Source organism: Streptomyces sp. NPDC059567 (genome assembly GCF_042735655.1).
GTDB lineage: Bacteria > Actinomycetota > Actinomycetes > Streptomycetales > Streptomycetaceae > Streptomyces.
The window spans coordinates 22,725-35,301 of sequence record NZ_JBHWBS010000083.1 but is presented as its reverse complement, the minus strand read 5'-3'; the positions used below and the strand labels follow the sequence as shown (position 1 = coordinate 35,301).

12 protein-coding genes are annotated in these 12,577 nt (G+C 70.1%); 3 read left to right on the top strand and 9 right to left on the bottom strand.

The window, feature by feature from the left end:
- Nucleotides 1–62: 62 nt before the first annotated feature.
- From ACFVZW_RS28560 to ACFVZW_RS28550, 3 genes are read right to left on the bottom strand one after another with little or no spacing between them, the layout of a single operon-like run.
- Nucleotides 63–431 carry a holo-ACP synthase gene (locus tag ACFVZW_RS28560; RefSeq protein ID WP_362362105.1) on the bottom strand — a complete coding sequence of 123 codons (369 nt, stop codon included), beginning with the start codon at nucleotides 429–431 and terminating at the stop codon, nucleotides 63–65.
- Between the two features lie 4 nt (nucleotides 432–435).
- Entirely contained in the window at nucleotides 436–2,283 is a 1,848-nt protein-coding gene (gene glmS / locus ACFVZW_RS28555) for a glutamine--fructose-6-phosphate transaminase (isomerizing) (protein WP_384526978.1), read from the bottom strand.
- Nucleotides 2,284–2,322: 39 nt separating this feature from the next.
- Complete coding sequence (locus ACFVZW_RS28550; RefSeq protein ID WP_384526975.1) at nucleotides 2,323–3,084, bottom strand: hypothetical protein; 762 nt, start codon at nucleotides 3,082–3,084, stop codon at nucleotides 2,323–2,325.
- A gap of 568 nt (nucleotides 3,085–3,652) precedes the next feature.
- Here ACFVZW_RS28550 and coaA point away from each other — a divergent pair.
- Nucleotides 3,653–4,654, top strand: coding sequence for a type I pantothenate kinase (coaA, locus tag ACFVZW_RS28545; protein WP_384526972.1), 1,002 nt, complete (start codon nucleotides 3,653–3,655; stop codon nucleotides 4,652–4,654).
- Between the two features lie 18 nt (nucleotides 4,655–4,672).
- The gene (locus ACFVZW_RS28540; protein WP_384526970.1) at nucleotides 4,673–5,632 is read left to right on the top strand and encodes a DUF389 domain-containing protein; all 960 of its coding nucleotides are present in this window, start codon (nucleotides 4,673–4,675) and stop codon (nucleotides 5,630–5,632) included.
- 31 nt (nucleotides 5,633–5,663) lie between these two features.
- Here the strand turns inward: ACFVZW_RS28540 and glmM are convergent, their stop codons facing one another.
- The 4 genes from glmM to ACFVZW_RS28520 form a co-directional block, all read right to left on the bottom strand.
- Complete coding sequence (gene glmM / locus ACFVZW_RS28535; protein WP_384526967.1) at nucleotides 5,664–7,022, bottom strand: phosphoglucosamine mutase; 1,359 nt, start codon at nucleotides 7,020–7,022, stop codon at nucleotides 5,664–5,666.
- Nucleotides 7,023–7,185: 163 nt separating this feature from the next.
- Nucleotides 7,186–7,704: a 30S ribosomal protein S9 gene (rpsI, locus tag ACFVZW_RS28530; RefSeq protein ID WP_361859316.1), complete on the bottom strand. Its 519-nt coding sequence runs from the start codon at nucleotides 7,702–7,704 to the stop codon at nucleotides 7,186–7,188.
- 44 nt (nucleotides 7,705–7,748) lie between these two features.
- Nucleotides 7,749–8,192, bottom strand: coding sequence for a 50S ribosomal protein L13 (gene rplM, locus ACFVZW_RS28525; RefSeq protein ID WP_015035600.1), 444 nt, complete (start codon nucleotides 8,190–8,192; stop codon nucleotides 7,749–7,751).
- A gap of 219 nt (nucleotides 8,193–8,411) precedes the next feature.
- Nucleotides 8,412–10,034, bottom strand: a complete 1,623-nt coding sequence (locus ACFVZW_RS28520) for an ABC-F family ATP-binding cassette domain-containing protein (protein ID WP_384526963.1) — start codon at nucleotides 10,032–10,034, stop codon at nucleotides 8,412–8,414.
- A 56-nt stretch (nucleotides 10,035–10,090) separates the two neighbouring features.
- Here ACFVZW_RS28520 and ACFVZW_RS28515 point away from each other — a divergent pair, with 56 nt between their 5' ends.
- On the top strand, nucleotides 10,091–11,011 hold the full coding sequence (locus ACFVZW_RS28515; protein WP_384526960.1) for a hypothetical protein: 921 nt from the start codon (nucleotides 10,091–10,093) through the stop codon (nucleotides 11,009–11,011).
- Here ACFVZW_RS28515 and truA read toward each other — a convergent pair.
- A complete protein-coding gene (gene truA, locus ACFVZW_RS28510) occupies nucleotides 10,982–11,839 on the bottom strand; it encodes a tRNA pseudouridine(38-40) synthase TruA (protein ID WP_384526958.1) in 858 nt (285 codons plus the stop codon). The genes ACFVZW_RS28515 and truA overlap by 30 nt on opposite strands.
- An 80-nt stretch (nucleotides 11,840–11,919) precedes the next feature.
- Entirely contained in the window at nucleotides 11,920–12,402 is a 483-nt protein-coding gene (gene rplQ / locus ACFVZW_RS28505; protein WP_361859328.1) for a 50S ribosomal protein L17, read from the bottom strand.
- Nucleotides 12,403–12,577 lie beyond the last annotated feature (175 nt).

Genomic DNA, 12,577 nt, shown 5'->3' with positions numbered 1-12,577 from the left:
GCCCCCCGCCCCGCCCCCCCCAACCCGCCGCCCCCCCCGGGGGCTCGCCCCTGCAACCGGCCCTACCCCTCCGCGATCACCACCGCCGACGCCACGCCGGCGTCGTGGCTGAGCGACACATGCCAGTGCTTCACGCCCAGTTCGGCCGCCCGCGCCGCCACCGTCCCGCTCACCCGCAGCCGCGGCTGCCCGGTGCCCTCGACGTACACCTCGGCATCGGTCCAGTGCAGGCCGGCCGGCGCGCCGAGCGCCTTGGCCAGCGCCTCCTTCGCGGCGAAGCGCACGGCGAGGGAGGCGACCCCGCGCCGTTCGCCGCTCGGGAGAAGCTGCTCACGCTCCACGAAGAGGCGCTGGAGCAGCCCAGGCGTCCTTTCGATCGACGCGGCAAAGCGGTCGATCTCCGCCACGTCGATCCCCACCCCGATGATCATTCGCTCACTCCACGGTCACAGATTTCGCCAGGTTGCGCGGCTGGTCCACCTCGTTGCCGCGCGCCGTCGCCAGCTCGCAGGCGAAGACCTGCAGCGGCACGGTGGAGACCAGCGGCTGGAGCAGCGTAGGCGTTGCCGGGATACGGATGAGGTGGTCGGCGTACGGGACGACCGCCTCGTCGCCCTCCTCCGCGATGACGATCGTCCGCGCCCCGCGCGCCCGGATCTCCTGGATGTTGGAGACGATCTTGTCGTGCAGGACGGACCGGCCGCGCGGTGAGGGCACGACGACCACCACCGGCAGGTCCTCCTCGATGAGCGCGATCGGCCCGTGCTTCAGCTCGCCCGCCGCGAAGCCCTCGGCATGCATGTACGCCAGTTCCTTCAGCTTCAGCGCGCCCTCCAGGGCCACCGGGTAGCCGACGTGCCGGCCGAGGAACAGCACGGTGTCCTTGTCCGCGAGCGAACGGGCCAGCGCGCGCACCGGCTCCATCGTCTCCAGGACCCGCTCGACCTCGTCGGCGATCCGCGCGAGGTCCCTGATCACCGCGTGGATCTCGTCGCCCCACTTCGTCCCGCGCACCTGGCCCAGGTAGAGCGCCAGCAGGTAGCAGGCGACGAGTTGCGTCAGGAACGCCTTCGTGGACGCGACGGCGACTTCGGGACCCGCGTGCGTGTAGAGCACGGCGTCGGACTCCCGGGGGATGGTCGACCCGTTCGTGTTGCAGACGGCGAGCACTTTGGCGCCCTGCTCGCGCGCGTGCCGCAGCGCCATCAGGGTGTCCATCGTCTCGCCGGACTGGGAGATCGCGATGACGAGGGTGCGCTGGCCGAGGATCGGATCGCGGTAGCGGAACTCACTCGCCAGCTCCACCTCGCAGGGGATCCTGGTCCAGTGCTCGATGGCGTACTTCGCGATCATTCCGGCGTGGAAGGCCGTGCCGCAGGCGATGATGACGATCTTGTCGGCCTCGCGCAGCACCGCGTCCGGGATGCGCACCTCGTCGAGCTTGAGGCGGCCCTCTGCGTCGATCCGCCCGAGGAGGGTGTCGGCGACCGCCTTGGGCTGCTCGGCGATCTCCTTGAGCATGAAGTAGTCGTAGCCGCCCTTCTCGGCGGCCGAGGCGTCCCAGTCCACGTGGTACGCCCGCACGTCGGCCGGGGCGCCGCCGAAGTCGGTGACCTCGACGCCCTCGCGGGAGAGCTCGACGACCTGGTCCTGGCCCAGCTCGATCGCGGCCCGGGTGTGGGCGATGAAGGCGGAGACGTCGGAGGCGAGGAAGTACTCCCCCTCGCCGACGCCGACCACCAGCGGCGAGTTCCGCCGGGCGCCGACCACGACGTCCGGCTGGTCGGCATGGACGGCGACCAGCGTGAACGCGCCGTCGAGCCGGCGGCACACCAGCCGCATCGCCTCGGCGAGGTCACCGCTGGAGGAGAACTCCTCGGCGAGCAGATGGGCCACGACCTCGGTGTCCGTCTCGGACGCGAGGTCGTGGCCGCGCTCCTCCAGCTCGGCCCTGAGGGCGGCGAAGTTCTCGATGATCCCGTTGTGGACGACGGCCACGCGCCCCGCGTTGTCGAGATGCGGGTGCGCGTTGACGTCGGTCGGCCCGCCGTGGGTGGCCCAGCGGGTGTGTCCGATACCGGTGGACCCGCTCGACAGCGGCCGGTCCACCAGCTCCTTCTCCAGATTGACGAGCTTGCCCGCCTTCTTCGCCGCGGCCAGTCCCCCGTCGGAGAGCACCGCGACGCCGGCCGAGTCGTAGCCCCGGTACTCGAGCCGCTTGAGGCCCGCGATCACCACATCAAGCGCCGACTGCCCGCCGACGTATCCCACGATTCCGCACATGGCGGCAGCCTACGACCGAAGCCCCCCGGACGGCCGGACTCAGCCGAGCTTGGCGGCCTGCGCGTCGATGAGGGTCTTCGGCTGCTCCTTGACCTCACCGGCGAGGCTGATGGTGGAGAGCGCCGCGAGGTTGTTGCCCTTGCGGAAGACGGCGAGCTTGCTGACGAACGGCGTGCCCTCCATGTCGGAGGTGACGGTGAAGGCGACGGCCTCCTCACCGGCGGTGACGGTGTCGAGGGCGACCTTGGAGACCTTGGTCTCCTCCCCGCCGCTCTTGACCGTGAAGCCGCCCGCGCACTCGGTGCCGGCCGTCTTCAGCAGGGCGAGGGCGTCCTGCGCACCGGCGCCGTCGTACGACCCGAGGGTCACGGCGGTGACCGGGGCACCGAGCGCCCCGATCGCGGCATCCGTGGGATCCTGCGTCGCGTTCTTCTCCGGAATCGCGACGGCCTTGCGCTGCACGGTCGCGGCGGGGCTGCCGGGCGCGATGAAGGACATGGCGTCGGCGATCGGCTTGCAGGCGGCCTTGTCGGTGGCGACGTCACTCGACTTGACGACATCCCCCGCCTCGGCCTTCTGAACCTTGTGCGCCTTGAGGTCGGCCTGCTCGACGACGAGCTTCTCCAGCTCGGCCGCGGACAGCGCCTTGGCCGCGGGCGCGGCGGAGGTGGCGGACGGCTTGGCGGCGTCGGTGCCCTTGCCGCCCTTCTCATCCTTGGCCCCACCACAGGCGGCGACACCCAACGCGAGCGAAACGGCGGTGACGGCAACGGCGGTACGGCGGAGGACGGTGGCTCTCATGTTCAACTCTCTGATCGAGACAGGCGATTCTGTGCGAACCCTATGCAGTCCCACCCCACGATCCACACCGAATTACCAACCGGTACAAGATCGCAACTTCACACCGCCCATGAACTCCCGCAGGTAGCCGGTGCCCAGCTTGGGCACCGCGCCCGAGACATGGGCGATGGGCCGCCCGGTGCCGGGAGATGCACCGCAGCACCCTGACACCGCCATCCGACGCCCCGACGGGCCGCGGCCTCTCCCCCTGGTCCAGCACGACGCGGACTCCCGGGGCGGCTACGCCCGCGGCGACGGCCTCTTTGGCCGCGGCGGCAGCACTCCTCTGGTGCGAGCCGGCCCCGGGGTGGACCGCCTTCCGCGCTCTGGGATGGGACCGCTGCTGGCCTCGGCCGACAGCCCGTACGGCCCGGTATCCGGCCGAACCGTACCGCCCGCGCGGCCATCGGAGGCCCGTGACGTACCCCCAAGGCACCTCACGGGCCCCGTGCGGCGCCTTCCCCTGCCCCCTCCCCCACGTGACCGACCCCACCACCCACAACCGCCCCCGACCCACGACAATGGCGGGGTGATCACTTCGCCGCCACGAAGCCCCCATCCCAAGGGGAACGGCAACGGCCAGCGCCGGGCCGAGGCCACGCCGTACGTCGACCTCACCCGGGGCGAGTGGAGCGCGCTGCGTGACAAGACGCCGCTGCCGCTCTCCGCCGACGAGGTCGAGCGGCTGCGGGGCCTCGGGGACGTCATCGACCTCGACGAGGTGCGGGACATCTATCTGCCGCTGTCACGCCTGCTCAATCTGTACGTCCAGGCCACCAGCGGGCTGCGCGGGGCGCTCAACACGTTCCTCGGGGAGCGGGCCGAGCAGCGCGGGACGCCCTTCGTCATAGGGGTCGCCGGCTCCGTCGCCGTGGGCAAGTCCACCGTGGCCCGTCTCCTCCAGGCGCTGCTCGCGCGCTGGCCGGAGCACCCGCGCGTGGAGCTCGTCACCACCGACGGCTTCCTGTATCCGATGGAGGAGCTGAAGGCGCGCGGGCTGATGTCCCGCAAGGGCTTCCCCGAGTCGTACGACCGCCGGGCGCTGACCCGGTTCGTCGCCGACATCAAGGCCGGCAAGGACGAGGTCACCGCCCCGGTCTACTCCCACCTGATCTACGACATCGTGCCGGGCGAGCGGCTCGTGGTCCGCCGTCCCGACATCCTGATCGTCGAGGGGCTCAACGTCCTCCAGCCGGCGCTGCCCGGCAAGGACGGCCGTACGCGCGTCGGTCTCGCCGACTACTTCGACTTCTCGGTGTACGTCGACGCGCGGCCCGAGGACATCGAGCGCTGGTACCTCAACCGGTTCCGCAAGCTGCGCGACACGGCGTTCCAGAACCCGGACTCGTACTTCCAGCGCTACACCCAGGTCTCCGAGGAGGAGGCCCTGGAGTACGCCCGCACGATGTGGCGGACCATCAACAAGGTGAACCTGCTGGAGAACGTGGCGCCGACACGCGGCCGCGCGACCCTCGTCGTACGCAAGGGCCCGGACCACAAGGTGCAGCGCCTGAGTCTCCGTAAGCTCTGAAGCCCATAGGGTGCGGCCATGCTGCATCTGCGGATCATCACTCCGTCCGCCCGGACGGAAGCGGTTCTCCATCTGATCGACACGACCGTGGGCACCACCCATCTCGTGGTGCTCGAGGGTGCCGCCCGCGAACCCGCCGGTGACATCGTGATGTGCGACGTCGCCCGCGAGGCGGGTGACGAACTCCTGCACGGGCTGAGGAACTTGGACATCGACAAGGTCGGTTCCATCGCCGTGACGCACATCGACCTGTCGCTCTCGGAGCGCGCCGAGCTTGCGGAGCGGGAGGCGCCGGGCGAGGCGGCGGACGCGGTGATCTGGGAGCAGCTCACGGAGACCGCCCAGGAGGAGTCCACCCTCACGATCACCTACGCGGCCCTGATGATCGTGGCGACGATGATCGCGGCCTGTGGTGTGGTCCTGGACAACGCGATCCTGATCGTGGGAGCCATGGCGGTCGGCCCCGAGTTCGGCCCGCTCGCCGGGATCAGCACGGCCCTGGTGCGGCGCGCGCCGCGGGCGGCCTGGCGCTCACTGGTCGCGCTCCTCGTCGGCTTCGCCTCGGCGATCGTGGCGACGACCGTGTTCAGCCTGGTGATGGACGCCCTGGGCCAGTTCAACGTGGGCATGCTCGACGCACCGCGCCCGAACACCGGCTTCATCTTCCAGCCCGACCCGTTCTCCTTCGTCGTCGCGCTGCTCGCGGGCGTGGCCGGGGTGGTCTCGCTGACCTCGTCGAAGGCGGGCGTGCTGGTCGGCGTGGCGATCTCGGTGACGACCGTCCCGGCCGCGGCGAACGCCGCCGTGGCCCTCAGCTACGGCGATCTGAACCAGATGTGGGGCTCCGCCGAGCAGTTGCTGCTGAACCTGGGCGGCATCATCGTCGCCGGGGTGCTCACGCTCATCGGCTGGAAACTGCTGTGGCGCACCCAGCGGGGACGGATGACCCGCCCACCGGGTGCGCCACGGAAGCACTGAAGCCTGAAGCCTGAGGTCCGAGCCCGGGGTCCTAGCCGAGCGCGGACTTCACCACGTCCGCCAGACGCCCGGCCACGGCCCGCGCCTGCTCGATGTCGGCGGCCTCGACCATCACCCGCACCAGCGGCTCGGTGCCCGAGGGGCGGAGCAACACACGGCCGGTGGAGCCCAGTTCGCGCTCCGCGTCGGTGACCGCGGATGCCAGCTCGCCGGAGGTCTTCACCCGGGACTTGTCCACGTCCGGCACGTTGACGAGGACCTGCGGCAGCCGCTCCATGACGGAGGCCAGCTCCGCGAGCGACCTGCCGGTGGCCGCGACCCGCGCCGCCAGCATCAGGCCGGTCAGCGTGCCGTCGCCGGTGGTGGCGTGGTCGAGCACGATCACGTGCCCGGACTGCTCGCCGCCCAGCGCGTAGTCGTGCTCCTTCATGGACTCCAGGACGTAACGGTCGCCGACCGCCGTCTGCACCAGCTGGAGGCCTTCGCGCTCCATGGCCAGCTTGAAGCCGAGGTTGGACATCACGGTCGCGACAACGGTGTCGCCGCGCAGCGTCCCGGCCTCGCGCATGGCGAGGGCGAGCACGGCGAGGATCTGGTCGCCGTCGATCTCGTTGCCGGCCGCGTCGACGGCGAGGCAGCGGTCCGCGTCACCGTCGTGGGCGATGCCGAAGTCCGCGCCGTGCTCGACCACGGCGGCCTTGAGCAGGCCGAGGTGGGTGGAGCCGCAGCCGTCGTTGATGTTGAGGCCGTCCGGGTCCGCACCGATGGTGACGACCTGGGCACCGGCCCGGGTGAACGCCTCGGGCGACACGTGCGAGGCGGCGCCGTGCGCCTCGTCGAGGACGACCTTCAGCCCGTCGAGCCGGTTCGGCAGGACGGCGAGGAGGTGGGAGACGTACTTGTCGAAGCCCTCGTCGTAGTCACGGACCCGGCCGACGCCGGCGCCGGTCGGCCGCTCCCACGGGGCGCCGGTGCGGTGCTCCTCGTAGACGGACTCGATCCGGTCCTCCAGCTCGTCGGCGAGCTTGTGGCCACCGCGGGCGAAGAACTTGATGCCGTTGTCGGGCATCGCGTTGTGGCTGGCCGAGAGCATCACGCCGAGGTCGGCGCCGAGCGCTCCGGTGAGATAGGCCACGGCGGGGGTGGGCAGGACGCCGACGCGCAGGACGTCCACGCCCGCGCTCGCGAGGCCCGCCACGACGGCGGCCTCCAGGAACTCTCCCGACGCACGCGGGTCACGCCCGACCACCGCGGTCGGCCGATGGCCCTCAAAGGTCCCCGCCTCGGCGAGCACATGCGCCGCGGCGACCGACAGACCGAGCGCGAGCTCCGCCGTCAGATCCGCGTTGGCAACACCGCGCACACCGTCCGTGCCGAAGAGTCGTCCCACAGCTGTCCTCCGAAACTGCTCCGAATTTGCGATCCCCTGAGCGCTAGATGCCCGTTTTCACGTCAGAGCTGCCCAGAAAGGCCCAGGGGGAGGAAAAGACGTACGCCCCGGCAGCACGGGCAGTGCCGCCGGGGCGTACGTGCAAAGCAGACCGAGCAGGCGATTAACGCTTGCTGTACTGCGGGGCCTTACGGGCCTTCTTGAGACCGGCCTTCTTGCGCTCGACCGCACGGTCGTCGCGGGAGAGGAAGCCGGCCTTCTTCAGCGCCGGGCGGTTGTTCTCGACATCCGCCTCGTTCAGCGCACGGGCCACGCCGAGGCGCAGGGCGCCGGCCTGGCCGGAGACGCCGCCACCCGAGATGCGGGCGATGACGTCGTAGCGGTTGTCGAGCTCGAGCACCTTGAAGGGCTCGTTGACTTCCTGCTGGTGCACCTTGTTGGGGAAGTAGTCCTCAAGGGTGCGACCGTTGATCTTCCACTTGCCGGTGCCCGGAACGATCCGGACGCGGGCGATGGCGTTCTTGCGACGACCCAGGCCGGCGGCCGGCTGCGGGTCACCGAAGCGGGACGCCAGGGACTCCGAGGTGTACTCACCCTCGACGGGGACCTCGGACTCGAAGGTGGTGACCTCGGCGTAGGTCTCCTCGCCCTCGATGGGGTTCTCAACAGTGGTCTCGGCCACGATTCTCCTCAGATTTCTTTCGTTCTTAGGGGGTGTGGCCGGAACTACTGCGCGACCTGGGTGATCTCGAACGGGACCGGCTGCTGGGCAGCGTGCGGGTGGTTCTCGCCCGCGTAGACCTTCAGCTTCGAGAGCATCTGACGGCCCAGGGTGTTCTTGGGGATCATGCCCTTGATGGCCTTCTCGACGGCCTTCTCGGGGTTCTTGTCCAGCAGCTCGTCGTAACGGACGGAGCGCAGACCACCCGGGAAGCCGGAGTGGCGGTACGCCAGCTTCTGGGTCTTCTTGTTGCCGGACAGGTGGACCTTGTCAGCGTTGATGATGATGACGAAGTCGCCCATGTCCATGTGGGGGGCGTAGACGGGCTTGTGCTTGCCTCGCAGGAGGTTCGCAGCCGTCGTCGCCAGACGACCCAGGACAACGTCCTGCGCGTCGATGATGTGCCACTGGCGAGTGACATCGCCGGGCTTGGGGCTGTACGTACGCACTTCGTAGCCTTCGCTTCTTCAGTGGATGGAGTCCAGACACACCTGAAGCGATCATGCAGCTGGGGCCTGCACTGCCGGGACACCGCCCGTATGCGAGCCACTGGTAACTGCTCCAGGGAACCTGCGTAAGGGCCCTTCGCGTGAGAACGACGAAGCCAATACGCATAACAAACCGCAACACTACCCGCGCCGCCCCAGACGGGTCAAAACGCGCCGACCCTACCGCGCCCGCTCGACCCGTCGCTCGTCCCAGACCGGCTCGGGAGTCTCGCGGACGACACCGTCCGATCCGAAGACCAGATACCGGTCGAAGGTCTTCGCGAACCAGCGGTCGTGCGTGACGGCGAGCACCGTGCCGTCGTACGACTCCAGACCGTCCTGGAGCGCCTCCGCCGACTCCAGGTCCAGGTTGTCCGTCGGCTCGTCGAGCAGCAGCGCGGTCGTGCCCGAGAGCTCCAGGAGCAGGATCTGGAAGCGGGCCTGCTGGCCGCCGGAGAGCTTCTCGAAGGGCTGGTCGCCCTGCGCCTCCAGCTCGTACCGCCGCAGCACCGACATCGCCCCGCCGCGGTCCTTCGCGTGCTCCGACCAGAGGATGTCCACGAGGGAGCGGCCCTGCAGCTCCGGGTGGGCATGGGTCTGGGCGAAGTGGCCGGGGACCACTCGCGCGCCCGTCTTCCACAGGCCCGTGTGGGCCACGGACGGATCCCCGGCGAGGAGCCGCAGGAAGTGTGACTTGCCCGACCCGTTCGAGCCGAGGACGGCGACCCGCTCCCCGTAGAAGATCTCCAGCGAGAACGGCTTCATCAGCCCGGTCAGCTCAAGGTTCTCGCAGGTCACGGCACGGACACCGGTCCGGCCGCCGCGCAGCCGCATTCGGATGTCCTGCTCGCGCGGCGGCTCCGGCGGCGGGCCGGCCTCCTCGAACTTCCTCAGCCGGGTCTGCGCCGCCGCGTACCGCGAGGCCATGTCGTGGCTGACCGACGCCGCCTGCCGCAGGTTGATCACCAGCTTCTTCAGCTGGGCGTGCTTCTCCTCCCAGCGCCGCTTCAGCTCCTCGAAGCGCGCGAAACGGTCCCGACGCGCGTCGTGGAAGGTCTCGAAGCCGCCGCCGTGCACCCAGACGTCCGACCCGGCGGGGCCGGGCTCGACCGCGATGATCTTCTGGGCGGCCCGGGCCAGCAGCTCCCGGTCGTGGGAGATGAAGAGCACGGTCTTACGGGTCTCCCGCAGCCGCTCCTCCAGCCACCGCTTGCCGGGGACGTCCAGATAGTTGTCCGGCTCGTCCAGCAGCAGCACCTCGTCGGTGCCCCGCAGCAGCGACTCCAGGACCAGCCGCTTCTGCTCGCCTCCGCTGAGCGTGCGGACCTCCCGGAACTGCGCCTTCTCGTACGGCATGCCCAGGGCGGCCATCGTGCACATGTCCCAGACGGTCTCGGCCTCGTACCCCTGGACCTCGGCCCAGTCGCTGAGCGCCTGCGCGTACGCCATCTGCGCGGCCTCGTCGTCGACCGTCATGATCAGGTGCTCGGCCGCGTCGACCGCCTTCGCCGCCTCACGGATCCGCGGCTGGGCGACCGAGACCAGCAGGTCACGGACCGTACGCTCGTCCCGCACCGAGCCGACGAACTGCGGCATCACGCCGAGACCGCCGCTCACGGTGACCGAACCGCCGTGCGGCTGGAGCTCCCCGGAGATCATCCGGAGCAGTGTGGTCTTCCCGGCGCCGTTGGCCCCGACCAGGGCGACCACCGCGCCCTCCCCCACCCGGAAGGAGGCGTCCGCGAGCAGGACCCTCCCGTCGGGAAGGTAGTACTCCAGATGCGCGGCCTCGACATGTCCCATGAGGGGCATTGTCGCCGCCGGCACCGCTGTCTCCCAACCGGTTTAGGATGCGCGGCATGAGCTTTGGGGGACCGCAGTGGCCACAGGAGCCGCAGCAGCAGGGACAGCAGCAGCCGTTCGGACAGCAGCCCGACCCGTTTCCGGGGGCACAGGATCCGTTTCCTGGGGCGCAGGCGTCGCACACACCGGACTGGGGCGCCCTCGCCGACGCCTCCGCGGGCGCCCGGCGGCGTAAGCGCTGGCTGATGATCGGCGGTGGCGCGCTCGCCACCCTCGCGGTCGGCGCGATCGTCGCCACAGCGGTCGTGAGCAGCAACGACACCACCACGACGGGCAAGAACGGCACGGTGACCCCCACCGGCTCGGCCACGGCGAGCGACACTCCGACGCCCGCGCCGACGTTCTCCTCGGTGGCTCCGCCGCCTCCGCCCAACCCCAAGGACTTCATCTCGAACGAGAAGAAGGACAAGGCCCCGCTGAGCGCCGAGGGCCTCTTCCCGGGCAAGAAGCTGACGATGAGCGGCCGCGCCTACACCAAGGGCGCGACCTCGTCGACGACGAACTGCGCGAGCGTCGCCCAGGGCGCTCTCGGCTCGGTCCTGAAGAAGAACGGCTGCGACCGCGTGATTCGCGCCACCTATGTGAAGGACGGGGTCGCGATCACCGTCGGCGTGGCCGTGTTCTCCACCGAGGCCGAGGCGCTGAAGGCGAAGAACCAGGCCAGCGGCGGCATCGCCCCGCTGGCCGGCTCGGGCGTGAAGGAGTTCTGCCGCGCCACGGTCTGTCTGCGCCGGGCGAACTCGATCGGCCGGTACGCGTACTTCACCCAGGCCGGCTTCATCAACGGCAAGAAGGTCACCACGGGCGACAAGGCCGTCTTCCAGGCCAGTGACGACCTGGGCACCTTCTCCTTCAACCAGATCTACGCCCGGGGCCGCTCCCAGGCGTCAGCAGCAGCCGGCGCTCCCGGGGAGTGACCGCTTGTTCCTGGCCTCCCGGTTCCGGGCGGCCAGGAGCTCGTCGGCCGGGTAGCCGACCTCTTCGAGGGTGAGCCCGTGCGGCCGTACGACATGCACGGCCGAATCCCGGACGCCCGCGGCGAGCACCTCCGCCGGCCAGTCGACCGGGCGGTGTCCGTCGCCGACGAAGAGCAGGGCGCCGACGAGCGAGCGGACCATGTTGTGGCAGAAGGCGTCCGCCTTGACGGTCGCTTCGAGGATGCCGCCGGGCCGCCGCTCCCAGCGCAGCTCCTGGAGCGTGCGGATGGTGGTGGCACCCTCGCGCTTCTTGCAGTACGCGGCGAAGTCGTGCTCGCCGACGAGCCGCTCGGCGGCGGCGTTCATGGCGTCCATGTCGAGAGCCCAGTCGTGCCACAGGACGTGGCCGCGCAGGAGCGGGTCGACGCCGCCGGGGTTGTCGGTGACGCGATAGGCGTAGCGACGCCAGATGGCCGAGAACCGCGCGTTGAAGCCGCTGGGAGCCTCCGACAGCCGCCAGACCCGCACATCGTGCGAGAGCCGCCCCGCGAGCCGCCTGAGCAGCTTGTCCTGGTGCTCGGCCCACAGCTCGACGGGCAGATCGACGTGGGCGACCTGGCCGCGGGCGTGCACACCGGCGTCGGTGCGTCCGGCGACGGTCAGCTCGTACGTCTCCTTGGACCGCGTCACGGTCTTCAGGGCTTCCTCGATGTCGCCCTGGACGGTCCGCTGTCCGTGGGCCTGCTTGGCCCAGCCGGAGAACTCCTTCCCGTCGTAGGAAAGGTCGAGCCGGATCCGTACGAAGCCGGGCTGCACGTCGTCGCTCACGCGATTCATCCTCTCAACATCACGGGAGCGGGCCCGTACCCCTGGGGGTACGGGCCCGCACACGAGATTCGTCGGAACGCTTACGCGTCCTTCGACTCCTCGGCGGCGTCCTCGACCTTGGTCTCCTCGACCTTGGCCTCGTCAGCCTCCTTGACGGCGCGCTTGGCGGCGGCCTCGGCCTCGGCGACGGTCGCCTTCTTGGCGATCTCGCCCTCGACCAGCTCGATCACGGCCATCGGGGCGTTGTCGCCACGACGGTTGCCGATCTTGGTGATACGGGTGTAGCCACCCGGGCGCTCGGAGTAGCGCGGGGCGATCTCGGTGAAGAGCGTGTGGACGACGCCCTTGTCCGTGATCGTCTGCAGCACCAGGCGACGGTTGTGGATGTCGCCCTTCTTCGCCTTGGTGATCAGGCGCTCGGCGACCGGACGCAGGCGGCGGGCCTTGGCCTCGGTCGTGGTGATGCGGCCGTGCTCGAAGAGGGACTTCGCCAGGTTGGCGAGCAGCAGACGCTCGTGAGCGGCGCTGCCACCGAGGCGGGCACCCTTGGCGGGACGCGGCATGGTGTTTCTCCTTGTGATCTGCACCGGCCGTATGAGGTACCGATGTCAGTGTCCGAGCGGGCGGTCGCCCGTCGGAGACCCCGCGCCCCCGCAAGGGGGGGGGGTAAAGAGCGGCCCGCCCCAGCCCGGGCCCACCCGGGTTAAATCACCGCGCGGCGGGGAGATATTCAAGGTG